Source organism: Subtercola boreus (genome assembly GCF_003399625.1).
GTDB classification, from domain to species: Bacteria; Actinomycetota; Actinomycetes; order Actinomycetales; family Microbacteriaceae; genus Subtercola; species Subtercola boreus_C.
In genome coordinates, this window is the sequence record NZ_NBXA01000007.1 from 216,136 (window position 1) to 237,012 (window position 20,877).

At 68.9% G+C, this 20,877-nt stretch carries 25 protein-coding genes and 2 tRNA genes; 16 read left to right on the top strand and 11 right to left on the bottom strand.

Annotated features, from left to right (window positions below):
• Nucleotides 1–130: 130 nt before the first annotated feature.
• The 3 genes from B7R21_RS04595 to B7R21_RS04605 are packed head-to-tail and all read left to right on the top strand — an operon-like array spanning nt 131 to nt 3,099.
• Complete coding sequence (locus B7R21_RS04595; RefSeq protein ID WP_116282066.1) at nt 131–1,219, top strand: 3-isopropylmalate dehydrogenase; 1,089 nt, start codon at nt 131–133, stop codon at nt 1,217–1,219.
• Nucleotides 1,216–2,331, top strand: coding sequence for a branched-chain amino acid aminotransferase (locus B7R21_RS04600; RefSeq protein WP_116282067.1), 1,116 nt, complete (start codon nt 1,216–1,218; stop codon nt 2,329–2,331). The genes B7R21_RS04595 and B7R21_RS04600 overlap by 4 nt, the downstream gene beginning before the upstream one ends.
• Before the next feature lie 9 nt (nt 2,332–2,340).
• Nucleotides 2,341–3,099 (top strand): fumarylacetoacetate hydrolase family protein, encoded by a 759-nt coding sequence (locus B7R21_RS04605; RefSeq protein WP_116282068.1) that lies wholly within the window; start codon nt 2,341–2,343, stop codon nt 3,097–3,099.
• Nucleotides 3,100–3,220: 121 nt separating this feature from the next.
• Here B7R21_RS04605 and B7R21_RS04610 read toward each other — a convergent pair whose 3' ends face one another.
• The gene (locus B7R21_RS04610) at nt 3,221–3,598 is read right to left on the bottom strand and encodes a VOC family protein (protein ID WP_116282069.1); all 378 of its coding nucleotides are present in this window, start codon (nt 3,596–3,598) and stop codon (nt 3,221–3,223) included.
• Nucleotides 3,599–3,677: 79 nt separating this feature from the next.
• Between B7R21_RS04610 and B7R21_RS04615 the strand changes: the two genes are divergently transcribed.
• The 7 genes from B7R21_RS04615 (at nt 3,678) to B7R21_RS04645 (ending at nt 10,458) form a co-directional block, all read left to right on the top strand.
• Nucleotides 3,678–4,379: a TetR/AcrR family transcriptional regulator gene (locus B7R21_RS04615; protein ID WP_253259633.1), complete on the top strand. Its 702-nt coding sequence runs from the start codon at nt 3,678–3,680 to the stop codon at nt 4,377–4,379.
• A gap of 55 nt (nt 4,380–4,434) precedes the next feature.
• Nucleotides 4,435–6,009: a glutamate--tRNA ligase gene (gene gltX, locus B7R21_RS04620; RefSeq protein WP_116282070.1), complete on the top strand. Its 1,575-nt coding sequence runs from the start codon at nt 4,435–4,437 to the stop codon at nt 6,007–6,009.
• A 2-nt stretch (nt 6,010–6,011) separates the two neighbouring features.
• On the top strand, nt 6,012–7,370 hold the full coding sequence (locus B7R21_RS04625) for an NAD(P)/FAD-dependent oxidoreductase (RefSeq protein WP_367379383.1): 1,359 nt from the start codon (nt 6,012–6,014) through the stop codon (nt 7,368–7,370).
• 326 nt (nt 7,371–7,696) lie between these two features.
• Nucleotides 7,697–8,113: a VOC family protein gene (locus tag B7R21_RS04630; protein WP_116282071.1), complete on the top strand. Its 417-nt coding sequence runs from the start codon at nt 7,697–7,699 to the stop codon at nt 8,111–8,113.
• Between the two features lie 106 nt (nt 8,114–8,219).
• Nucleotides 8,220–8,291 (top strand) — tRNA-Gln (locus tag B7R21_RS04635).
• A gap of 139 nt (nt 8,292–8,430) precedes the next feature.
• On the top strand, nt 8,431–9,759 hold the full coding sequence (locus B7R21_RS04640; RefSeq protein WP_253259634.1) for an acyl-CoA dehydrogenase family protein: 1,329 nt from the start codon (nt 8,431–8,433) through the stop codon (nt 9,757–9,759).
• Nucleotides 9,760–9,795: 36 nt separating this feature from the next.
• The gene (locus B7R21_RS04645) at nt 9,796–10,458 is read left to right on the top strand and encodes a histidine phosphatase family protein (protein ID WP_116282072.1); all 663 of its coding nucleotides are present in this window, start codon (nt 9,796–9,798) and stop codon (nt 10,456–10,458) included.
• Between the two features lie 34 nt (nt 10,459–10,492).
• Here B7R21_RS04645 and B7R21_RS20595 read toward each other — a convergent pair whose 3' ends face one another.
• From B7R21_RS20595 to B7R21_RS04665, 4 genes are all read right to left on the bottom strand, one after another.
• Entirely contained in the window at nt 10,493–11,185 is a 693-nt protein-coding gene (locus tag B7R21_RS20595) for a lytic transglycosylase domain-containing protein (protein ID WP_253259635.1), read from the bottom strand.
• A gap of 76 nt (nt 11,186–11,261) precedes the next feature.
• Nucleotides 11,262–12,074 carry an META domain-containing protein gene (locus B7R21_RS04655; RefSeq protein WP_116282073.1) on the bottom strand — a complete coding sequence of 271 codons (813 nt, stop codon included), beginning with the start codon at nt 12,072–12,074 and terminating at the stop codon, nt 11,262–11,264.
• A 68-nt stretch (nt 12,075–12,142) separates the two neighbouring features.
• Entirely contained in the window at nt 12,143–12,466 is a 324-nt protein-coding gene (locus B7R21_RS04660) for a DUF4190 domain-containing protein (RefSeq protein WP_116282074.1), read from the bottom strand.
• A 52-nt stretch (nt 12,467–12,518) separates the two neighbouring features.
• Nucleotides 12,519–13,154 carry an MBL fold metallo-hydrolase gene (locus B7R21_RS04665; protein WP_116282075.1) on the bottom strand — a complete coding sequence of 212 codons (636 nt, stop codon included), beginning with the start codon at nt 13,152–13,154 and terminating at the stop codon, nt 12,519–12,521.
• 86 nt (nt 13,155–13,240) lie between these two features.
• Here B7R21_RS04665 and B7R21_RS04670 point away from each other — a divergent pair, with 86 nt between their 5' ends.
• A complete protein-coding gene (locus tag B7R21_RS04670; RefSeq protein ID WP_253259636.1) occupies nt 13,241–14,149 on the top strand; it encodes a YegS/Rv2252/BmrU family lipid kinase in 909 nt (302 codons plus the stop codon).
• A gap of 284 nt (nt 14,150–14,433) precedes the next feature.
• Nucleotides 14,434–15,141 (top strand): DUF4190 domain-containing protein, encoded by a 708-nt coding sequence (locus B7R21_RS04675; RefSeq protein WP_147305802.1) that lies wholly within the window; start codon nt 14,434–14,436, stop codon nt 15,139–15,141.
• Nucleotides 15,142–15,201: 60 nt separating this feature from the next.
• On the opposite strand, the gene B7R21_RS04680 is transcribed toward B7R21_RS04675, so the two are convergent.
• Nucleotides 15,202–15,654 carry a hypothetical protein gene (locus tag B7R21_RS04680; protein ID WP_147305803.1) on the bottom strand — a complete coding sequence of 151 codons (453 nt, stop codon included), beginning with the start codon at nt 15,652–15,654 and terminating at the stop codon, nt 15,202–15,204.
• A 75-nt stretch (nt 15,655–15,729) separates the two neighbouring features.
• Here B7R21_RS04680 and B7R21_RS04685 point away from each other — a divergent pair.
• The 4 genes from B7R21_RS04685 to B7R21_RS04700 all read left to right on the top strand — a co-directional run bounded on the left by B7R21_RS04685 (nt 15,730) and on the right by B7R21_RS04700 (nt 17,288).
• A tRNA-Glu gene (locus B7R21_RS04685) sits at nt 15,730–15,802 on the top strand.
• A 200-nt stretch (nt 15,803–16,002) separates the two neighbouring features.
• Nucleotides 16,003–16,581 (top strand): TerD family protein, encoded by a 579-nt coding sequence (locus B7R21_RS04690; RefSeq protein WP_147305804.1) that lies wholly within the window; start codon nt 16,003–16,005, stop codon nt 16,579–16,581.
• Nucleotides 16,582–16,638: 57 nt separating this feature from the next.
• Nucleotides 16,639–16,905, top strand: a complete 267-nt coding sequence (locus B7R21_RS04695) for a type II toxin-antitoxin system Phd/YefM family antitoxin (RefSeq protein ID WP_116282080.1) — start codon at nt 16,639–16,641, stop codon at nt 16,903–16,905.
• Nucleotides 16,902–17,288, top strand: a complete 387-nt coding sequence (locus tag B7R21_RS04700; protein ID WP_116282081.1) for a type II toxin-antitoxin system VapC family toxin — start codon at nt 16,902–16,904, stop codon at nt 17,286–17,288. The genes B7R21_RS04695 and B7R21_RS04700 overlap by 4 nt, the downstream gene beginning before the upstream one ends.
• Nucleotides 17,289–17,323: 35 nt before the next feature.
• On the opposite strand, the gene B7R21_RS04705 is transcribed toward B7R21_RS04700, so the two are convergent.
• The 5 genes from B7R21_RS04705 to B7R21_RS04720 form a co-directional block, all read right to left on the bottom strand.
• A complete protein-coding gene (locus tag B7R21_RS04705; RefSeq protein WP_116282082.1) occupies nt 17,324–18,004 on the bottom strand; it encodes a hypothetical protein in 681 nt (226 codons plus the stop codon).
• Between the two features lie 82 nt (nt 18,005–18,086).
• Nucleotides 18,087–18,551 (bottom strand): DoxX family protein, encoded by a 465-nt coding sequence (locus B7R21_RS04710; RefSeq protein WP_116282083.1) that lies wholly within the window; start codon nt 18,549–18,551, stop codon nt 18,087–18,089.
• Between the two features lie 177 nt (nt 18,552–18,728).
• A complete protein-coding gene (locus B7R21_RS19990; RefSeq protein WP_172592053.1) occupies nt 18,729–18,875 on the bottom strand; it encodes a hypothetical protein in 147 nt (48 codons plus the stop codon).
• A gap of 145 nt (nt 18,876–19,020) precedes the next feature.
• Nucleotides 19,021–20,061: a sulfate/molybdate ABC transporter ATP-binding protein gene (locus B7R21_RS04715; RefSeq protein ID WP_116282084.1), complete on the bottom strand. Its 1,041-nt coding sequence runs from the start codon at nt 20,059–20,061 to the stop codon at nt 19,021–19,023.
• Nucleotides 20,058–20,876: an ABC transporter permease gene (locus tag B7R21_RS04720; protein WP_116282085.1), complete on the bottom strand. Its 819-nt coding sequence runs from the start codon at nt 20,874–20,876 to the stop codon at nt 20,058–20,060. Before B7R21_RS04720 ends, B7R21_RS04715 begins: the two co-directional genes overlap by 4 nt.
• Nucleotide 20,877: the final 1 nt, after the last annotated feature.

Below are 20,877 nucleotides of genomic sequence, written 5' to 3' on the forward strand. Positions count from 1 at the left end.
AGTGGGCAGTTCGGGCCCGTGAAGGCTCCGCCTCCGGGCCCGAACTGCCCACTCGACGCAGGCGCGTGTCGACCGTGGGCGGCGGGTTGTACTGTGGAGGAATCAATCCCGATCCAGTGCTGGAGCCGCCATGTCTCGCGTCATTCGTCTTGCCGTCATTCCCGGGGACGGCATCGGTCCCGAGGTCGTCGCTGAGGCGCTGAAGGTTCTCGATGCGGTCGCACCGGGCGCCGGCGTGACGATCGAGAAGACGCCGTTCGAGCTGGGTGCTGCCCGCTTCCTCGCCACCGGCGATGTGCTGACCGACGACGACCTGGCGTCGATCGCTTCGCACGACGCGATCCTGCTCGGAGCGGTCGGCGGCGTGCCCGGCGACCCGCGCCTGAAGGATGCGAACATCGAGCGCGGGCTGCTGCTCAAGCTGCGCTTCGCCCTCGATCACTACGTGAACCTCCGGCCGACCACGATCTTCCCGGGGGTGGTCAGCCCGCTGGCGAACCCCGGAGACGTGGACTTCGTCGTCGTGCGAGAGGGCACCGAGGGTCCGTACGTCGGCAACGGCGGTGCGATCCGTGTCGGCACACCGCACGAGATCGCGAACGAAGTGTCGGTCAACACGGCGTTCGGCGTCGAACGGGTCGTGCGATTCGCCTTCGACCTGGCGAACAGCAGGCCGCGCAAGAAGCTCACGCTGGTGCACAAGAACAACGTGCTCGTCTTCAGCGGCAACCTCTGGATGCGCACAGTCAACGCCGTGGCCACCGAGTACCCCGACGTGGCCGTCGACTACCTGCACGTGGATGCCGCGACCATCTTCTTCGTGACGAACCCTGCTACGTTTGACACCATCGTCACGGACAACCTCTTCGGCGACATCCTGACCGATCTGGCCGGCGCAATCAGCGGTGGCATCGGTCTGGCCTCCTCGGGAAACATCAACCCGACGGGCGCCTTCCCCAGCATGTTCGAGCCGGTTCACGGTTCCGCTCCCGACATCGCAGGCCAGCAGATCGCCGACCCGACGGCCGCAATCCTCTCCGTCGCCCTCCTCCTCGACCAGCAGGGTCTGCCCGAGGCGGCGACGAGGATCCGAACCGCCGTCACCAGCGATCTCGCCGGCCGATCCGCCACCTCCGGCAGCCGCACAACCGCAGAGGTGGGCGACGCCATCGTCAATCTGCTCCGTTCAGAGCTCGTTTCCGAGGAGACAACATCATGACAGCCACGGCCCCTTTCGGCACATCCTTTCCGCTGAAGTTCGCGCTCACCCCGTCGACGGATGCCCGCGCAGAGCTCGAGCGCGAGGCGATCCTCGCCGACCCCGGTTTCGGCAAGCACTTCACCGACCACATGGTCCGGGTCGAGTGGACGCTCGACGGCGGCTGGCACGACGCCCAGGTGCTGCCCTACGGCCCGATCTCGCTCGACCCCGCGGCATCCGTTCTGCACTATGCGCAGGAGATCTTCGAGGGCCTGAAGGCGTACCGGCACGCAGACGGCTCCATCCACACGTTCAGGCCCGAGGCGAACGCGGCACGCCTGCAGCGGTCGGCCCAGCGGCTCGCGCTGCCGGAACTCTCGACCGAGGACTTCATCGAGTCGCTGCGGCAGCTCGTAGCGGTCGACGGATCCTGGGTGCCCGACGCCGCCGAGACGAGCCTGTACCTCCGCCCGTTCATGTTCGCGACCGAGAGCTTTCTCGGCGTGCGTTCGGCGCAGAAGGTCGGGTACTACCTCATCGCGTCGCCCGCCGGTGCGTACTTCTCGAACGGGGTGTCGCCCGTCAACATCTGGCTCTCGGCCGACTACAACCGGGCCGGGCGAGGCGGGATGGGTGCCGCCAAGACGGGCGGCAACTACGCCTCCTCGCTGCTTCCGCAGGAGCTCGCCTACGAGAAGGGCTGCGCGCAGGTGCTGTTCCTCGACTCGCAGGAGGGCAAGTACCTCGAGGAGCTCGGCGGCATGAACCTGTTCCTGGTCTACAGGGACGGCACGCTGGTCACGCCGAAATCCGACAGCATCCTTTCGGGCATCACCCGTGACAGCATCATGACGCTGGCACGTGACCGCGGGCACACCGTCGAGCACCGCCGGGTGGAGATCGAGGAGTGGAAGGCCGGTGCGGCATCCGGCGACATCGTCGAGGTGTTCGCCTGCGGCACGGCGGCAGTCATCACGCCCGTCGCGCAGCTTCTCGCCGACGACTTCGCGCTCGGTTCGGCGGATGCCTCCGCCGGGGAGCTCACGATGTCGCTCCGGCAGGAGCTGACCGACATCCAGTACGGCCGCATCCCCGACACGCACAACTGGCTGACGCGCCTCGACGGTTAGGCTTGCAGCGTGAAGATTGCGCGATTCAGCACAGGCGAAGACCCCCGGTACGGCATCATCGACGGCGACGAGATCGTGGTGCTGGAGGGCGATCCGATGTTCCAGGGATTCGTCACGACCGAGGAGCGCGTTCCGCTCGCCACTGCGAAGCTGCTGGCCCCGGTCATCCCGCGCTCGAAGGTGGTCGCGGTCGGAAAGAACTATGCCGATCACGCCGCAGAGATGGGCGGGGTGGTGCCCGAGCGGCCGCTGCTGTTCCTGAAACCGAACACGTCGGTGATCGGCACGGGCGACACGATCGTGCTGCCGCCGGACAGCCAGCGGGTCGAGCATGAGGCGGAGCTGGCGATCGTGATCGGCAGCGTCGCGAAGAACGTGCGCGCGGAGGATTTCGCCGACGTGATCTTCGGCTACACGATCGCGAACGACGTGACGGCCCGCGACCTGCAGAAGCTCGACGGCCAGTGGGCGAGGGCGAAGGGGTTCGACACGTTCTGCCCGCTCGGCCCGTTCATCGAGACCGAGTTCGACTGGCGCGATGCGCTGATCGAGGCCCGCGTCGACGGCGAACTCCGCCAGGAGGGCAACCTGTCGGAGATGATCTTCACGGTGCCCGAGATCGTCGCGTATGCGTCACGGGCGTTCACGCTGCTGCCGGGCGACGTGATCCTCACCGGGACGCCCGCCGGGGTCTCGCCGTTCGTTTCGGGCCAGACGGTCGACATCTCGATCGCCGGCCTCGGCACCCTCTCCAACCGCGCCCGCTGAGTTCCTGCGGAGGGGTTCCGCGCCTCTGTGTCGCTTCCGCGACTGCGCGCGCACGCGCGGAAGCGACAAACTGCAGCGGATGGCGCCGTGCAGGAGGGCGGTGGGGTGCCAGGAGTCCGCGTCAGGCCTGGATGACCGCGTTCACGTTTCCGGCCGGGTCGCGGAACCACGCGATGTCGGGCCCGTTGCCCCGCATGATGCCCTTCTCGTCGACCGGCATGCTGCCTCCCGCGTAGATGTTGGTGTCGACGCCGCGGCCCCGCAGATCATCCACCGCAGAGTCGATGTTCGGCACAGGGAAGTTCAGCATCGTGTACGACGCCGGCTCGTGGTCCGGCTTGGGGTACGCGAGCACGGTCCCGCCGCTCGGCAGATGCAGCTCCAGGAATCCCATGGCGTTGTCGGTCACAGTGAGGCCGAGGGTCTCGCCGTAGAATCGTCGTGCCGCGGGGATGTCGTCGACGGAGAATCCGCTGAACGCGCCGGTCGTGGTGAACATTCTGCTCCTTGCTGGGCGATGGTATGTGTACAATGTAAACAATTGCACGCTGTCGTCGTGTTGTCTAGGGGAGTGACCGGTGAGTGGACAGCTGAACACAGGTGCAGCATCCGGTTCGGCACGGACCACGTACCGGCACGGCGATCTTCGCGGCGCACTTCTCGCCGCCGGGGTCGAAATGGCCGAGCGGGGCGGCCCTGACGCCGTCGTGCTCCGCGAGGCGACCCGCCGCGCGGGAGTCACGCCAAACGCCGCCTACCGCCATTTCGCCGACCGGGGGGCCCTGCTCAGGGCGGTCTCGGACGTCTGCCAGGGCCGTGCTGCCGACACGATGGAGCAGCACGTCGACTCGGTGATAGGAGCGAGCAGCTCGGTCGATGCGGTTGGCGATGCAGCCGGCGATGCAGTCTGCGATGCGGCGGTGGATGCCCGGGCGATGCTCCGCGCGGTCGGAACCGGCTATCTCGCCTTCGCCCGCGACGAGCCCGGACTGTTCCGCACCGCCTTCTCGGTGCCCGACCAGCTCGCCAACAGCTTCGACACGGCCAAGGCCGGCGCGGCCGGGCGCACCCCGTTCCAGATCCTCAGCGCGGCGCTCGACGCGTGGGCCGCAGCCGGGATCCTCCCACCCGAGCGCCGTGCGAACGCGGAGCTCTACGCATGGTCGGCCGTGCACGGTCTCGGGATGCTCGTGATCGACGGCCCGCTCCGGGGCCTCAGCGCGCAGATGATCGACGGAGCGACCGCTCGGGTGCTCGACATGGTGGAACGCGGGCTCTGAGCCGAAGCCCGCGCCCAGCACGGCCGCTCCCTCGCACCGTAGAATTGGAGGCAGTATGTCATCCACAGAGCTCCCTCCCTACTCCACGGCCACCGGCACCGACGTCCGCGTTCGTTTCTGCCCGTCACCGACCGGCACACCGCACGTCGGGCTGATCCGCACCGCCCTCTTCAACTGGGCGTATGCCAGGCACAACGGCGGAAAACTTGTTTTCCGTATTGAAGACACCGACGCAGCCCGCGACTCCGAGGAGAGCTACGAGCAGCTGCTCGACGGTCTCCGCTGGCTCCGCATCGACTGGGACGAGGGCATCGACGTCGGCGGCCCCCACGGCCCGTACCGCCAGTCCCAGCGCTCCGGCATCTACCTCGACCTCATCGAGAAGCTGAAGGCCAGCGGCCATCTCTACGAGAGCTACTCGACCGCCGAGGAGATCGACGCCCGTAACGCCGAAGCGGGACGCCCGAAGCAGCTCGGCTACGACAACTTCGATCGCGAGCTGACCGAGGCCGAGCGCCAGGCGTTCCGCGACGAGGGTCGCCTGCCGGCCTTGCGTCTGCGAGTCCCCGACACCGATCTGAGCTTCGACGACCTGGTTCGCGGCGAGATCACCTTCCCGGCGGGATCGTTCGTCGACTTCGTCGTCGTGCGCCCGAACGGGGCTCCGCTCTACACGTTCGTGAACCCTGTCGACGATGCGCTGATGGGGATCACCCACGTGTTGCGGGGCGAGGATCTCCTCTCGTCCACACCCCGTCAGATTGCGCTCTACAGTGCGCTGGTCGAAATCGGCGTCACCACGTTCATTCCGCGCTTCGGCCACCTGCCCTATGTGATGGGCGACGGCAACAAGAAGCTGAGCAAGCGCGATCCTGAGGCCAACCTGTTCCACCACCGGGACCGCGGTTTCATCCCCGAAGGTCTCGTCAACTACCTGGCACTCCTCGGCTGGTCGCTCACCCACGACCGCGACGTGTTCTCGATCGACGAGATGATCGCCGCCTTCGACGTTGTCGACGTGAACCCGAACCCCGCCCGGTTCGACCTGAAGAAGGCCGAATCGATCAACGGCGACCACATCCGGCTCCTCGCCGTCGACGACTTCGCAGCACGCACCCTCCCGTACCTGGAGTCCGCGGGCATCCTGACGCTGCCGGCGACGGATGCGCAGCTCGCCATCCTCGCCGAGGCCGCCCCGCTCGTGCAGGAGCGCATGGCTCTGCTCGGCGAGGCGCCGGCGATGCTCGGGTTCCTGTTCGAGACGGCCGCGTCTCTCGACTACCAGCCGGATGCCCTGGCCGCCCTGCCCGAGAACACGGGTGTGATCCTGGCCGCGGCCGTCGGCGCCCTCGAGCTGATCGAGCTCTCGGAGTTCACGCACGAGCGCATCAAAGACGACCTCGCGGCAGCGCTGATCGAGGGACTCGGCCTGAAGCCCCGGATCGCCTACGGCCCCCTCCGGGTGGCGCTCTCGGGCCGCAAGATCTCGCCGCCGCTGTTCGAGTCGATGCAGATCCTCGGCAAGGGCGAGACGCTCGCGCGGCTCGTGAGGCTCTCCGCGCTGCATGCCGGCGCGGGTGCGGCGGGCGGTTCGCCGTCGGCTCCGGATGCTGCGGCTCCCGCGTCATAACGATGGGACGACTGATCCGTTCCGACGCGGTCGCGGCCGCCGTCGGCGACATGACAGACGCAGCGCTCGCAGCTGCGCGCACGCAGGCAACTGCTTCTGCTGCTGCGACCGCGGCTGTCGCGCAGCCCGCTGACGCCGCGCAGCCCGCCGACGCCGCACAGCCCGCGGAGCCGCCCACGTCCACCGGGCTCCGCGCGGAGCCACCGGCGCCCGCCGAGCCTCCCGCGAAACCGCCCGTGGTCACCTTCGGGCCCGCGAAGAGCGCTCGCCGGCACGGACCCGCGTCGGGGCTCCTTCCCGATCGGGCCTCTGGGGCGAGCGACTCGTCGCCTGCCGCAGAGGGCCGCCTTGACTCGGAACCCGACCCGGACGAGGTGTTCGACGTGGTCATCATCGGCGCCGGCCCGGCCGGGCTGAGCGCGGGCTTGAACCTCGTGCGCGCACGGCGGCGCGTGCTCATGCTCGACAGCAACCGCCCCCGGCACTCGGCCACGCTCCGTTCGCACGGCTTCCTCACACGCGACGGCGTCTCGCCGCTCGAACTCCGCAAGCTCGGCCGCGAGGAGTTCGAGCACTATCCGGAGGCCAGCTTCCATCAGGCACTCGTGACGGGCATCGAGCGCGTGGAGGAGCCCCCCGCAGCATCCACCCCCGCAGCATCCACCCCCGCCGCGCCCACCCCCGCAGCATCCGCCCCGCCCGGGGGCGAACTCTTCGTCGTGCGTTCGAAGGGCATCCGCGGTTCGGGCGACCGCATCGCGACGACCCGTGCGGTGCTCATCGCCACCGGGCTCTCCGAGACGCTGCCGGCCCTTCCGGGCATCCGCACCTATTACGGAACCGACCTGCACAGCTGCACCGAGTGCGACGGGTATGAGCAGTCCGACGCGCCCCTCGCCCTGATCGGGGAGACCGGCGACCTCGCCGAGCGCGCGCTGCTGCTCTCGCAGTGGTCGAACGACCTGATCGTGTTCACAAACGGCATCGCGGAGCTCGACGCGGGCGAGGAGACGGCTCTGGATGCCCGGGGCATCGGCGTCGAACGACGCCCGATCGCGAGCATCGAGGGGGACCGCGGCGGGATGACCGGCGTGGCGCTCGCCGACGGATCGGTCATCCTGAGGAGCGGCGGCTTCATCCGCCCGGTGTGGACGCCGGCGCTCGACTACGTCGGCATGCTCGGCGTCGCCACGGACGATGACGGCCTGCTCGTGACGGATCCGCTCGGCCGCACGTCGGTGTCCGGCGTGTTCGCGGCGGGCGACTCGACCCCGCCCGGTGCGCAACAGCTCGTCGTCGCCGCGGGCGAAGGCGCCAAGGTGGCCGCGGCGATCAACCGCCACCTGATCGGCGTGCTCTGACGACGCTGCGCAGCCGTTTGAAGGCTCCGCGGCCCGCCGCCCGCCGCGGAGCGTAGCGCCCGGGAGGAGCACAGCCGATCCGGGGCGTATACGGCCGTGGATCAGCTGGGCTCCTCCCGAAGTGCGGCAAGCGCGGGCTCGAGGTGGGAGGTGGGAGGTGCGAGTGGCTGGTCGCGAGCGGCGAGGCCGGTCGGTCGGGCCGGCGGGCGGGGCGGGGCGGGCCGGGGCAGTGGCGCTCTGGCTCCGCGCCTCTTGCCCAGGGTCCGCGCCTGGGCCACACTGGTCGCGTGGCCCGGGGGAGCCCGCGACCCGACAGGAGACGCACCATGACCATTCTCAGCCCATACATCAGCTTCACGGGCGACGCCCGCGCGGCCCTCGACTTCTACCAGAGCGTCTTCGGTGGGGAGATCATCCGGAGCACCTTCGGCGAGATGCACGCGAGCGAGGATCCGGCCGAGGCCGATCTGATCATGCACTCGCAGCTCACGACGCCCGGCGGGCTCACGCTGATGGCGTCGGACACGCCGAAGTCCATGCCGCACAACCCCGGCGACACGATCTCGGTGTCACTGTCGGGCGGACCGGCCGACGAGGCCGAACTCACCGGCTTCTGGCGCGCGCTCTCCGGCGACGGCCGCACCGTGACCGTGCCCCTGATGAAGGCGCCCTGGGGCGACCAGTTCGGCATGTGCGCCGACCGGTTCGGCATCAACTGGCTGGTGAACATCGCCGGCGCGTGACGGGCGGGTGGATGCCCGGGGTGTGGACACCCGGGGCCTCGGTTTTGGCAGAGCCCGAACGTAGGCTAAAGTAGACCGTCGGCCCGAGATCGTGGGGCCACGCCCTTGGGGTATGGTGTAATTGGCAACACGGAAGATTCTGATTCTTTTGTTCTTGGTTCGAGTCCAGGTACCCCAGCGCTAGCAGTTCAGGAAAGGCCCGGTGATCCCGGGCCTTTTTTGTGTCTCCGGGCGTCACGCTGTGTCACCTCCCGACATGTTCGGCGTTCCGGCGCGCCCCGCGCATAGTGTTGCGGCCATCGACCGGAAGGAACACCGTGACCCTCACGAATGACACGACCAGCACCACGACCAGCGCAGCCGACACGACCAGCGCAGCCGACACGACCAGCGCAGCCGACAAGCCCAGCACCGCAGCCAGCGCCGTCGGCCTCGCCGACCGCTGGCGGGGCGCAGCCCGCCCCGAGACCAGCGCCGACTGGATCGCCCGTGCCGGGGAGGTGGCCGACATCCTGCGCGTCGACGCTCTCGAGCGTGATCGCGAAGGAGCGGCCCCTCACGCCGAGGTGGCGCTGCTGAAGGCCTCCGGCCTCGTCACGCTCCTCGGCCCGGCGGCGTTCGGCGGCGGCGGGCAGACGTGGGAGACGGCCTACAGGGTGATCCGCACGGTCGCCCGCGGCGACGGATCCATCGGCCAGCTGCTCGGCTACCACTACCTGTGGGCGTGGGCCGCGCGGCTCGTGGCGACGGAGGAGCAGATCGCCGCCGTCGAGCAGCTCTACACCGAGAACGCCCTGCTGTTCGGGGGAGCGGTCAACCCGCGCGACTCCGATCTCACCATCGTCGAGGACGGCGACCAGCTCGTCTTCACCGGCCACAAGTCCTTCTCGACCGGCGGCGTCGTCAGCGACCTGACGGTGCTCGAGGGAGTGCTGCAGGGCACAGAGACGCACATCTTCGCGATCGTGCCGACCGACCAGCCCGGCATCGTGTTCGGTAACGACTGGGACAGCCTCGGCCAGCGGCTCACCGAGTCGGGGTCGGTCGAGATCCGCGACGTGCGCGTGGACTGGGCGTCTGCGGCCGGGTTCGTCGGCAGGATCTTTCAGCCACTCGTCTACAACACGCTGAATGTGCCGGCGATCCAGCTGGTCTTCGCGAACTTCTACCAGGGCATCGCCGAGGGTGCGCTGCAGGCGGCATCGGCGTACACCCGCACGAGTTCGCGGGCCTGGCCGTACGGCGGCGACAACAAGCAGCGCGCAAGCGAGGAAGCCTACGTGCTCGACGGCTACGGCGAACTGGCCTCGAAGCTGTGGGCGGATGAGGCCCTGCTCGATGCCGTGGGTCGCGAGATCAGCGTGGTGCTGCACGCGCCGCGGGGCGAGCTCACCGAGCGTCGCCGCGGCGAGATCGCCGTGCGGATCGCCGCGGCGAAACTGCGGATCGTGGAGGACGGGCTCGAGACCGCGACGAAGGTCTTCGAGCTGACGGGCGCCCGGGCATCCGCGAGTTCCGTCGGGCTCGACATCTTCTGGCGCAACCTCCGCACGCACAGCCTGCACGACCCGGTGGCGTACAAGAAGCGCGAAGTCGGCCAGTACGTGCTGCTGAACGAGGTTCCCGAGCCCAGCTGGTACACCTGATCCTCGGGCAGGGAGGCATCTCGTAAACTGGGAGGGATGAGACTCCTCCTGATCAGACACGGCCAGACGCTCGACAATGTGAACGGCGCCATCGGTGCCGTCATACCCGGGCCGGGGCTCACGGAGCTCGGCCAGAAGCAGGCGGCGGCGATTCCCGCGGCGCTGTCGGGCGAACGTCTGGCAGCGATCTACGTGTCGACGATGAAGCGCACCCACGAGACGGCGCAGCCGCTCGCGAACGAGCGCGGGCTCGAGGTGCGACAGGTCGAGGGGCTCGAGGAGATCACCTCCGGAGACCTCGAACAGCGCTCCGACGAAGAGGCGATCACGATCTACATGTCCACGGTCTTCTCGTGGTGGACGAGCCTCGACGGGCGGATCCCGGGCGGCGAGGACGGCCACGAGTTCTACCGCCGATACACCGGGGCGATCGAGGGCATTGCTGCCGAGCATCCGGATTCCACCGTCGCGGTCTTCAGCCACGGGGCGGCCATCCGGGCCTGGAGTTCCTACGCTGCGGCCAACATCGACCCCGACTTCAGTCGCACCCATCCGCTCCACAACACGGCGGTCGTCGTGCTCGAGGGTTCACCCGGTGACGGCTGGAACGTCACCTATTGGGCCGGAGAGCCGATCGGCGGTGCGCAGCTGGAGGATGCGCTGGCCCCCGATCCGACGGCCGACGCGCTAAGCGACTAGTTCCCCGCAGGGAACGCAGCCCGGCGCGCGAGGCTCAGTACCAGCCGGCTGACTGGCTGTGCGCCCAGGCGCCGCATGGGGTGCCGTAGCGGCCCGAGATGTAGCCGAGGCCCCAGGTGATCTGCGTGGCCGGGTTCGTCGCCCAGTCGGCGCCTGCACTGGCCATCTTGTTGCCGGGGAGCGCCTGCGGGATGCCCGTGGCACCCGACCCGGCGTTGTAGGCGTTGACGCGCCAGCCCGACTCGCGGTTCCAGAGCGAGACGAGGCACGAATACTGGTCGTCGCCCATTCCGCGGTCGGCGAGCATCGCCTTGGCGATGGCCTGGGCCGAACCGGGGTTCGGGGTCGCTGCAGCGGGCGCACCCGAACTGCCGCTCGAGGACGATGACGATGAGCTCGAAGCGTTCTGCGCGGCCGTCTTGGCGGCGAGGTCTGCTGCAGCCTTGGCTGCTGCAGCGGCAGCAGCTGCCGCCTTCTGCGCGGCGAGCACAGCGGGATCGGTGGCGATGTAGTCGTCACGCTGGGCGGAGATGGCTCCGGCGGCCTGGCCGTCGAAGCTCTGGCCGACGGCCATCGCGTTCTGCGTGGGGGTGAAGGCGAAGGACGCGTTCTGCATCGTGGAGGCGTTTGCGAAAGGAATGGCGACTGTGCCGGCAAGGCCCAGTGCGCAACTCACGGCGAGGGCCTGTACCAGGCGGCGACGCACGGTTCCGTTCAGCAAATTCATCCAGTTGTCCTCTGTTTCGATCACGAATGCGTAACGACCCTACCCCGCCTTGCTTCACAACTCAATGCGTGAGGGGTCAGCCAGTGGCGGTGGGGGTCGGTGTCGCGCCGTCCACGGGCTGCTCGGCAGAGCCCGGAAGGGCCTTCAGATAGGTGAGCGTGCCGAGCTGCGCCCCGTACATCGACCGGATCACCATCGTCGGCCCGTCGAGCACGGCCGACGAGGCGAGGTTCAGCCAGGTCACGACACCCTCACAGGTGCGGCTCGTGATCGCGAGCTTGCCGAACGAGACGGAGCCGTCTTCGGCGAACCGCCAGGTGCTCGTGAAGTCGTTGCAGCCGTCGTTGCCCTTCACCGTGCCGTCGTCGTTCATCGTGAGTTGCAGGAGCCGGTCGCGCCCCGGTTCGGTGTTCGTCCAGAGACCGACCACCACGGTTGTTCCGCGTGCGACGGCCTTCTCGGTCATCGTGCGCTTGTGCACCTTCACCAGGTCGCTGCCGTCGTGGCCCACCAGGGTGAGGTCGGTGCCATCGAAACGCGCCGAGACCGAATCGATCAGGAAGAGGGGGAGGTGCGCGCCGTCGCAGTAGATCTGCGTCTGCGGGCCAGAAGTCGTGGTGAGCACACCCGCCAGGTCCATCGACCAGGTGCCCGTGGAGTCGTTGCAGCCGTCGGAGCCCGTCCAGGTGCCATCCCGTTCGAAGGTGAGGAAGGGCTGGTCGGGCGACGAGTAGGTGTCCGCGATGATCCAGGTGCCGGGGAGGGTGCTCGTCGACGCGGGGGTGTACTGCGGAGCATCCGGAACCGGCGTGGCGGGCGCGGAACAACCCGTCACCGCGAGGGCGACAGCGCCCACGACGGCCAGTGCGAGGAGTCGGATGGTCGGCACAGTCTTCTTTCGTTTCGTTCTGCACCCCCCACGATACTGAACGTGGCTGTCGGATGACCGGGCTTGTGTCAGCGCGAGAGCGCGATGCCGAGCAGCAGAGCGAGTTGCAGAACGGTCAGCGTGTATGAGATGTAGAAGCCCGCGGTGGCGATCCCGGCTCCGGATGCGCCGGTCTGGGCGATCTGCCGCAGGGAGAGGTGCGAGAACAGGATGCCCACCGGCGACGCCAGCACGCCGAACAGCAGCGCCATGCCGGCGAGGAAGTTCGAACCGACATCGGGGTCGGTGGCCGCCGCCGCCCGCCGGGTCTGCCGGTAGCCGAGTACCGCCAGGGGAGCCAGAACGAGGAGGCAGAGCGCAAAGACGAGGATGGCGGAGGTGGCGGAGGTCACGAGCAGACTGTAGCGGTTCGAGGTGAACGGGCCTCCGGCCTCCGCCCCCGCCTCACAGGTCGAGCGTGTCGCCCGGCGCCAGCGGGAAGAACTCGCCGCCGCCCTGCTCCGTCGCCCACTGGAGGCGATCGTTCCCGATTCCCTTGCCGGCCGCCGAGAGGGTCATCTCGTGGGTCGGGAACGCGCGTTTCGGTGCCACGGCCAGAACGAAGTCCATCGCGTCGCCGATCTTCAGCCACGGTGCGCCGACCGGCGCGGCCAGCACGTCGACATCGACGCCCGGAACCGTGTACGAGTCGCCCGGGTAGTACAGAGTGTCGTTGACGAGCACACCGACGTTGTCGACGACCGGCAGGGTCTCGTGGATGACCGCGTGCTTCTCACCGAAGAACCGCAGCGTGAACGGCTCGACCGTCACCTCGTCGCCCGCCCGCACGACCGTGATGTCGAAGTCGGGGGCCGCCGCAGCAACACCCGACGGCGCGAAGACCGGGATGCCGGGGTTCTGGCCGAGGATGCGGTTCAGCTGGTCGGCGTTCCAGTGGTCGCCGTGCTCGTGGGTGATCACGATCGCGACCGTGCCCGTGGCGTCGGCCAGCGGCGCGGTGAACCCGCCGGGATCGACGACCAGCTTCCGTCCGGACTTCTCGAGCAACAGGGTGGCGTGTTCCAACTTCGTGAGTCTCATAGTCGGTAGCCAACACCTCAGCGGTTGCCGCTGCAAGTCGGCGCGCTCCGGCGGCACGGATGACCGGGGTGAGCGATAATCGGGAGGTGTCCGAATCCCAGAGCCGGCGACTCGTGGTCGCGATCAACCCGACAGCATCGTTCGGGAGCACCCGCGGCCTCGGTGCGCGCGTCGTGGAGGAGCTCCGCCGGGACGGACACGACATCACCGAACTGCGCGCCGAGGACTTCGGATCCCTGACGGCTGCGGCACGGTCGGCGCTCGCCGATCATCCGGACGCCCTCATCGTGGTGGGCGGCGACGGCATGGTCAGCCTCGGCGTGAACCTCGTGGGCGGCACATCGACGCCGCTCGGCATCGTGCCCACCGGCACGGGAAACGATTCTGCGCTGGGCCTCGGCATTCCGTTCGAGTTCGATGCGGCCCTTGCCGCACTCCGGTCGGCGCTGCTCAGGGAGCCCCGCACCATCGACCTCGGCTATCTCAGCCACGCGGGCGGCGAGCTCTGGTTCGCCTCCGCCCTGTCTGCGGGCTTCGATGCGCGGGTCAACGAGCGGGCGAACCACATGAAGAGGCCGCGCGGTGCCTCCCGCTACACGATCGCGCTGCTGATCGAGTTGCTGCGGCTCCGTTCACGCCGGTACACGCTCGAGGTCGACGGGCAGACGCGTACCGTCGACTCGGTGCTGCTCGCCGTGGCGAACAACCGCTCGATCGGCGGCGGCATGCTGATAGCTCCGGATGCCCGCCTCGACGACGGCCTGCTCGACCTGTTGATCGTGGCTCCGCTCTCGCGGGTGCGGTTCCTGAGGCTGTTCCCGAAGGTGTTCAAGGGCACGCACGCCGGTCTGCCGGTCGTGTCGCTGTCGCGCGTTTCGTCGGTGACGGTCGCGGTGGATTCGGGCGACATTGTGGCGTACGCCGATGGAGAGCGGGTCGGCCCGCTGCCGGTGACCGTGTCGGTGCGCCCGGGCGCGCTCCGCGTGCTGGCGTAGCCCCGCCCCGCCCGCCCCGCACCTGCCCCCGCCCGCCGCGGCCCGTCGGTCCGCGCCTGCCGCGGCAACTGCCTGTTTCGGGTTCATCTGGCGCGCATTCCGTCCGGCAGCCGATAGTCTCAGGAACGCACTGGGGGTCAGTGCAGGGGGATCCACGCGGCGCTCACATCATTCTCGCTGCCTTCGGTTCGTTCTGCGCGGGCGCTCGCGACGATCTGGCGGTACTGACGCAGACGGACGCGAAGCCGCTCTGTACCCTCTTCTCCCTCTCGAAAGGCGCCACCATGTCCGAAGCACCGCAGCAGTTCGCTCCTCCCGCCCAGCCGCCGTACGCAGCACCCCAGCGCACAGAGGGGACCGCGATCGGCGGGCTGATCACCGGCATCCTGTTCTGGCCCGCGGGGCTCATCCTGAACCCCATCGCCCTTTCCCGCACGAAGAAGAACGGCACCGCCGGCCGGGGCCTCGCGATCGCGGGCCTCATCCTGTCGCTCCTCGGCCTCGTCACGACGATCATCATCATCGTTGCGACCGTCGCCCTCGCGGGTGCCACCGTGGCGGCCATCGACAAGACCGTCGGGGAGGCCAACACAGTTTCGGCCACGGGAGTTGTCGGCGACACGCTCGTCACCGACAAGAACATCGCGATCACGGTCTCGGCGGTCACCTGCGGCCTGGCCTCTGTCGGCGACGGCGCCTTCTCCACCGCGGCCCAGGGCGAGTTCTGCGCCGTCGACCTCACCGCTACCAACCAGAGCGGCGACGCGGCTGCCATCAGCTCGAGCATGGTGAAGGGCTTCATCGGCACCAGCGAGTACAGCGCTGACTCGTCAGCCGCGCTCGGTGACGACACGACCCTGATCTTCGACAACGTCAACCCGGGCAACAGCGTGACCGGGAAGGTCTACATCGACGTTCCGAAGGGCTCGTCGCTCGACAGCATCGAGGTCGACGACGCCTTCCTCGGCGCATCGGTGAAGTTCACCCTCTAGCAGCACGACCACCCGGGGCCAGCCCGGCTGAACGCAGCCGCCGGCAGTGCCAGTGCGGCCTTACGGCGTCACCTCGAGGTCGAAGGTCAGCACCTCGCCCGTGTCGGAATCGGTGACGCTCACGCTGGTGCCTCCGACGGCGAGCGGCTGGATGCCCGGATTGAACGTCGCGCTCCCGTCATCCATTCCGGCGACGAACTCGGCCACCTGGGGGTCGGAGACCGAGCCCGTCCAGACGGTGACCTTCACATCGCCGCTCTCGAGCACGACCACGTTGTCCAGGGGAACGGTGACGGTGCTGCCGTCGATGGAGGAGAGGTCGGCGATGACCGGGGCGATGACCCCCGCGCCGGCGTTGCCGTTGCCGTTGCTTCGGCCCTGGTCTCCGGTCTGGCCGCCGGTGCGACCGTTGTCGCCATCCGCGCTGCCGGTGAACGTGCATCCGGTGGCCGCGAGCCCTGCGAGAGTGAGGACGACCGCGGTTCGAAGGAGTCTCGAATGGTGCGTGCGCATGCCGACTCCCTCGCCGAACGGCGCCGAATTGGCGGCCACCCTGAACGTATGGCATACTCATTGAGTTGTCTATTCGGCCCCATCGTTTAGCGGCCTAGGACATCGCCCTCTCACGGCGGTAACACCGGTTCGAATCCGGTTGGGGTCACATCGAATCAGCTGACAAGCCCGGTTCCCTTGTAAAAGAGGGAGCCGGGCTTTCTGTTTCAGTGGCCGAGTTCCGCGTCGGCCCTGTGCTCGAGTCGGGCGTCGCTCACGCTCGTCTCAGGCAGCACGTCCATAATGGAGTGATCGATTCCGTGGCCTGAACGGCCCGCGGGCAGAGGATCCAGAAGGAGCATCGACGCGATGGCAGGACTCAGCCTCTCCAAAGGCACCAACCTCTCGCTCACGAAGACCAGCCCGGGGCTGACGATCGCGACTGTCGGTCTCGGCTGGGATCCGCGCACCACAGCCGGCGAGCAGTTCGACCTGGATGCCTCGGCCATCCTGGTGGCGGCGAACGGCAGGATCCGCTCGAGCGACGACTTCATCTTCTACAACCAGATGTCGACGCCCGACGGCTCCGTCGTGCACCAGGGCGACAACCGCACGGGCGAGGGTGACGGCGACGACGAGCAGATCGTGATCGACCTCGCTGCGGTCGCCGCAGACGTGGAGCGGATCGTCATCGCGGTCTCGATCCACGACGCCGACAACCGTCGCCAGAACTTCGGCCAGGTGCGTTCCGCCTTCTGCCGGGTGCTCGACCAGGACCTCGAGGAGATCGTGCGCTACGACCTCACCGAAGACGCGGCGCGTGAGACGGCGATGCTGTTCGCTGAGATCTACCGCAACAACGGTGAATGGAAGTTCCGTGCCGTCGGCCAGGGCTACGAGACCGGTCTCGCCGGCATCGCGAAGGACTTCGGCGTCCCCCTCGACTGACCCCGGTCTCCTCCGGTTCACCTCTCCCCAAGTGCTACAGCGTGCTACGTTAGGAGCATGGAAACCGTGACGCACCGAGAGATGCGCAATCGGAGCGGCGAGATCCTGCGCCGCGTCGAGGCTGGAGAATCTGTGCAGGTGAGCAACAACGGCCGTCCGGCAGCTCTCATTGTTCCGGTCGGGGGCAACCTGCTGGAGGGTCTCATTGCCCGCGGTGAAGCGCGTCCCGCCCGTGCGAGCATCGAGAGCCTGGCCGCGATCACGCGGGTAGTGTCCCTGATTTCTTCTCAGCAGATGCTTGAGGACAGCCGAGGTCGTTGGTGACCGTTGCCTACCTGGATACCTCTGCCGCAATGAAGCTTCTGGTCGAGGAGAAGGAGTCTGCCGCCCTTCTCCTCGCACTCGCGGATTCGTCTCGGCAGATTGCTGCTTCGTGGTTGCTGCACACAGAGTTGCACTGTGCAGCGGGGAGGAATCCAACAATCATCGACACTGCGTCGATTGCAATCGTGCTGGATGCCGTTGTGTTGGTCGACGTCACGCGCGGAGACCTGCTCGCTGCGGGCACTCATGCGCCTCTGCGATCGAACGACGCGATTCATCTGACGGCGGCGCTTCGTATGGGTGCCGACGAGATCCTCACCTACGACGGTGAGCTCGCCCGCGCCGCAGTCTCCGCTGGGCTGCGGGTAGTTGCACCGGCCTGAGCGCTTCCCCTCTGATGCTCCTCGTGTGTGGTGGGTCACCACTTCTCGTTGACGACGCGGAGCCACGCGCGGATCGCCGGCCAGCGACCGTGCAGTGCGTAGGCCGCGCCGACGAGCGCGAGCAGCGGGAACACCGCGGTGCTGAACCGCACTCCGACGAGGGCGACCTCCTGCACGGGCACGAAGAGCAGGGCCATCCCCACGGCCCAGACGACGGGCACAGGCAGGAGCATCCACCGCGCCGGCCCGTGCAGGATGCCCGCCCGCACGATGGCGACCGCAGCCACCGCGGAGGCGACGAGCCCGAGGATGCCGACCGACTGGAACACCCAGCCGCCGAAGATCGCAGCGGGGGTGCCAGCCGAAGCCAAGACGGCTGACGGGTCGGAGACGACCGGGGTCACGATGCTGGCGATGCCGAGCACGAGCTCGTGGATGCCGAAGACGAACAGCGCCACCCGCCCCACGCCGGAGTCGCCGACGATGCTGCGCTCGCCGGGCACGCCGAAGGCGAGGATGCCACAGGCGACGGCGAACACCATCCAGACCACCAGCTGCGCGCCGGGGATGTTCGGCCAGGCCGGATCGATCGTGCCGGCCACCGGGTAGAGCATGGCGAGCACGATGCCGAGCCCGCCGAGCAGGGTGGTGCGGGCCGTGCCGACGACGCCCGCCGAGCTGGAGGCGCGGATGCCCTGCGGTGCTTCTCGGCTCACAACGTGCTCCCTCGTGTCGACCCTGACGCCCCCCAGCGTAGGGGATCGAGGGTCTCGGGTGCGGAGGGGGCCGCAGGTCGGGCTACGCCGTCGCGGCGCGGGGGCGGCGGGCCGGGCGGCGACGCGACCGCGCGGATCCCCGGCCGAGCAGCCTGTCGACGCTGAGCCTTCCGGCGCCGACGGCGGCGAGTACGAGGCCGATCGCCCCGATCATCCCGACCAGTTCCCAACCGCCGTCAGCGGCGAAGACGCCCGACCCCGCATGGGCGAAGAACAGCGCGCCCGCCATGGCGACGGCGACGAGGATGCCGGCCAGGGCCGTGAACGCACCGAGTGCGAGCAGCAACCCGCCGCCGAGTTCGACGGCGATCGTGAATGCCGCAGCGCCTTCGGCGAAGGGGATGCCCATCCCTGCGAAACCTGAGGCGGTGGCGCCGAAGCCGTTCGAGACCTTCTGCAATCCATGGGAGATGAGGACGGCGGCGAGGGCGAGGCGTGCGACGAGCAGAACGATGTCGGCGAGAGGGCGAGGCAGGGAACGGAGCATGGCGGGACCTTTCCTGGGTCGTCGGATGACCGGGGGAGCGTCATCGGGAGCGAAGGCGATGTGTGCCCCAGCCTTTCGGACCCGGCTGGCCGAGGCATCCGCGTTCCCGGCGAAACCCCTGAACCCGCTCAGCCCGGGCGCGCCGGGGACGGCCCGGCGCTCGGCGGCCCGGCGGCCTCAGCCGCGCAGGTCTTCGCCGGTCGCGCGGATGCTGTCGAGTTCGTCCTGCAGTTCGCGCTTGGCGGGATCGGGAGCGGGATCTGACGCCGGCGCGGAAGCGGCCGTCGATGCGGTGTTGGTCTCGGTCGGCTCGGGGTCTGTCATCGGAGTTCCTCTCGTCGCGGGCGGCGCTGACGCCGCATCCGCTCCCACGCTACGCGGCATCGCGACGGCCCCGCAGGGGGGTTGACCGGCGCATCCAATCGCGAGTCCGGATGAGGTGCGGCCAGAGCGGCCGGCCAAGCTCCGCTCAGCGCGCCGTGGCGTAGAGCGTCGCGTCTGCCGGCTCGAACGAGAACCAGACGCTCGACCCCGGAGTGACGTCGAGGTCGGCGACCAGTGCCGGGGCGACATCCGCTGCCAGGTCGTCGCTGCCGAGGCGCACCAGGTCACCGCGGGGTTCGAGATCCCGAACCACGCGTCGCAGGGAGTTCGCAGCGCCTGCGGGACGTTCGCCGGAGATGCGGATGCCCGACGGCCGGATCGCGGCCGTGCAGGCAGTGCCGGGTGTGACATCCGCCGGCCCGGGCAGCTGCAGCTCGTCGCCCGCTGCGGTGCGCATCCCCCCGGCGGTGCGGATGCCCGCCAGCACGTTCAGACCCGCGATGCCGGCCGTGAAGGGGTCGCGCGGTTGCTCCAGCACACTGCGGGTAGGGCCGTCTTCGACGACATGCCCCCTGTCGATGACGATCACGCGGTCGGCAAGGGTGAAGGCGTCGAGCACGTCGTGCGTCACGATGATGGCCGTGCGCTTCTCGAGGACGCGGCGGAGCATCCGGCGGATCGCCGGCGCGACGGCCACATCGAGGGCGGCCATCGGTTCGTCGAGGAGCAGCAGCCGTGGTTCCGCGGCGAGGGCGCGCGCCACCGCGATGCGTTGAGTCTGCCCTCCGGAGAGTTGCGCGGGCCTGCGGGTCTCGAACTCTGAGGCATCCACTTCGGCCAGCCACCGCCGGGCGGTGCGAAGAGCGTCCGCGCGTTTCACGCCGGCGCTGGTCGGGCCGAATGCCACGTTGTTCAGCACGCTGAGGTGCGGGAAGAGCAGGGCCTCCTGGGCGAGGAGCGAGATGCCGCGCGCGTGCGGCGGGGTGAAGACGCGGCCCCGGAACAGCGTCTCGCCGCCCAGCACGGCCTCGCCGGCATCCGGTGTGAGCAGCCCCGCGATGAGATTCAGCAGCGTCGACTTGCCGGACCCGTTCGGGCCGAGCACCGCGAGAGTCTCGCCCTCGGCCAGCTCGAACGAGACGTCGAATCCGCGGCGCGCGACGGTCGCGCTGAAGCTGAAGCTCACAGCAGCCCACCTCCCGCGCGGGTGCGGGAGCCCGCCTGGTGAGCGAGACCGACGACGAGAACGGCGACGGCGACCAGCACGAGGGCGAGGGCGACGGCGGTGTCCGGATCGGTCTCCCGCTGCAGATAGATCTCGAGCGGCAGGGTGCGGGTGACGCCCTGCAGGCTGCCGGCGAAGGTGAGGGTGGCCCCGAATTCACCGAGCGCTCGGGCGAACGAGAGAACCGATCCTGAGACGAGAGCGGGCAGCACCAGGGGGAGCGTGATGCGCCGCAGCACCGTTGTCGGGCCGGCCCCGAGCGTTGCGGCGACGGCTTCGTACCGCGTGCCGACCGTTCGGAGCGCGCCTTCGAGGCTGAGCACGAGGAAGGGCAGGGCGACAAAGGTCTGGGCCAGGATCACCGCGGTCGTCGAGAAGGCGATCTGGATGCCGAGAACGTTCATCGGCTCACGCAGCAGCCCCTGGCGGCCGAAGGTGTAGAGCAGCGCGATGCCGCCCACCACGGGAGGCAGCACGAGGGGCAGGAGCACCAGGGAGCGCGCGATCCGCTGCCCGGGGAAGGAGGTGCGGGCCAGCACCAGTGCCATCGGCACGCCGAAGACGATGCAGAGTGCTGTGGCGGCCGCACTCGTGCGGAGGCTGAGCAGCAGGGCATCCACCGACGACTCGGAGGTGATCAGCGGGATGAACTCTCCCCAGTTGACGCGCACGACCATCGCCACCAGCGGCAGCACCACGAAGAGTGCGCCGATGATGGCGATGGCGAGGACCCAGCGGGGAACGGACCCCGGGCCCGAGGGAGCGATGCGCGGCACG

Coding starts and splice junctions, on each gene's coding strand:
- B7R21_RS04675 (WP_147305802.1), top strand. CDS start 14,434: ATGTCCGAAGCACCGCAGCAGTTCGCTCCTCCCGCCCAGCCGCCGTAC.
- B7R21_RS04630 (WP_116282071.1), top strand. CDS start 7,697: ATGACCATTCTCAGCCCATACATCAGCTTCACGGGCGACGCCCGCGCG.
- B7R21_RS04710 (WP_116282083.1), bottom strand. CDS start 18,551: ATGCTCCGTTCCCTGCCTCGCCCTCTCGCCGACATCGTTCTGCTCGTC.
- B7R21_RS04645 (WP_116282072.1), top strand. CDS start 9,796: ATGAGACTCCTCCTGATCAGACACGGCCAGACGCTCGACAATGTGAAC.
- gltX (WP_116282070.1), top strand. CDS start 4,435: ATGTCATCCACAGAGCTCCCTCCCTACTCCACGGCCACCGGCACCGAC.
- B7R21_RS04600 (WP_116282067.1), top strand. CDS start 1,216: ATGACAGCCACGGCCCCTTTCGGCACATCCTTTCCGCTGAAGTTCGCG.
- B7R21_RS04680 (WP_147305803.1), bottom strand. CDS start 15,654: ATGCGCACGCACCATTCGAGACTCCTTCGAACCGCGGTCGTCCTCACT.
- B7R21_RS04625 (WP_367379383.1), top strand. CDS start 6,012: ATGGGACGACTGATCCGTTCCGACGCGGTCGCGGCCGCCGTCGGCGAC.
- B7R21_RS04695 (WP_116282080.1), top strand. CDS start 16,639: ATGGAAACCGTGACGCACCGAGAGATGCGCAATCGGAGCGGCGAGATC.
- B7R21_RS04595 (WP_116282066.1), top strand. CDS start 131: ATGTCTCGCGTCATTCGTCTTGCCGTCATTCCCGGGGACGGCATCGGT.
- B7R21_RS04665 (WP_116282075.1), bottom strand. CDS start 13,154: ATGAGACTCACGAAGTTGGAACACGCCACCCTGTTGCTCGAGAAGTCC.
- B7R21_RS04690 (WP_147305804.1), top strand. CDS start 16,003: ATGGCAGGACTCAGCCTCTCCAAAGGCACCAACCTCTCGCTCACGAAG.
- B7R21_RS19990 (WP_172592053.1), bottom strand. CDS start 18,875: ATGACAGACCCCGAGCCGACCGAGACCAACACCGCATCGACGGCCGCT.
- B7R21_RS20595 (WP_253259635.1), bottom strand. CDS start 11,185: ATGAATTTGCTGAACGGAACCGTGCGTCGCCGCCTGGTACAGGCCCTC.
- B7R21_RS04610 (WP_116282069.1), bottom strand. CDS start 3,598: ATGTTCACCACGACCGGCGCGTTCAGCGGATTCTCCGTCGACGACATC.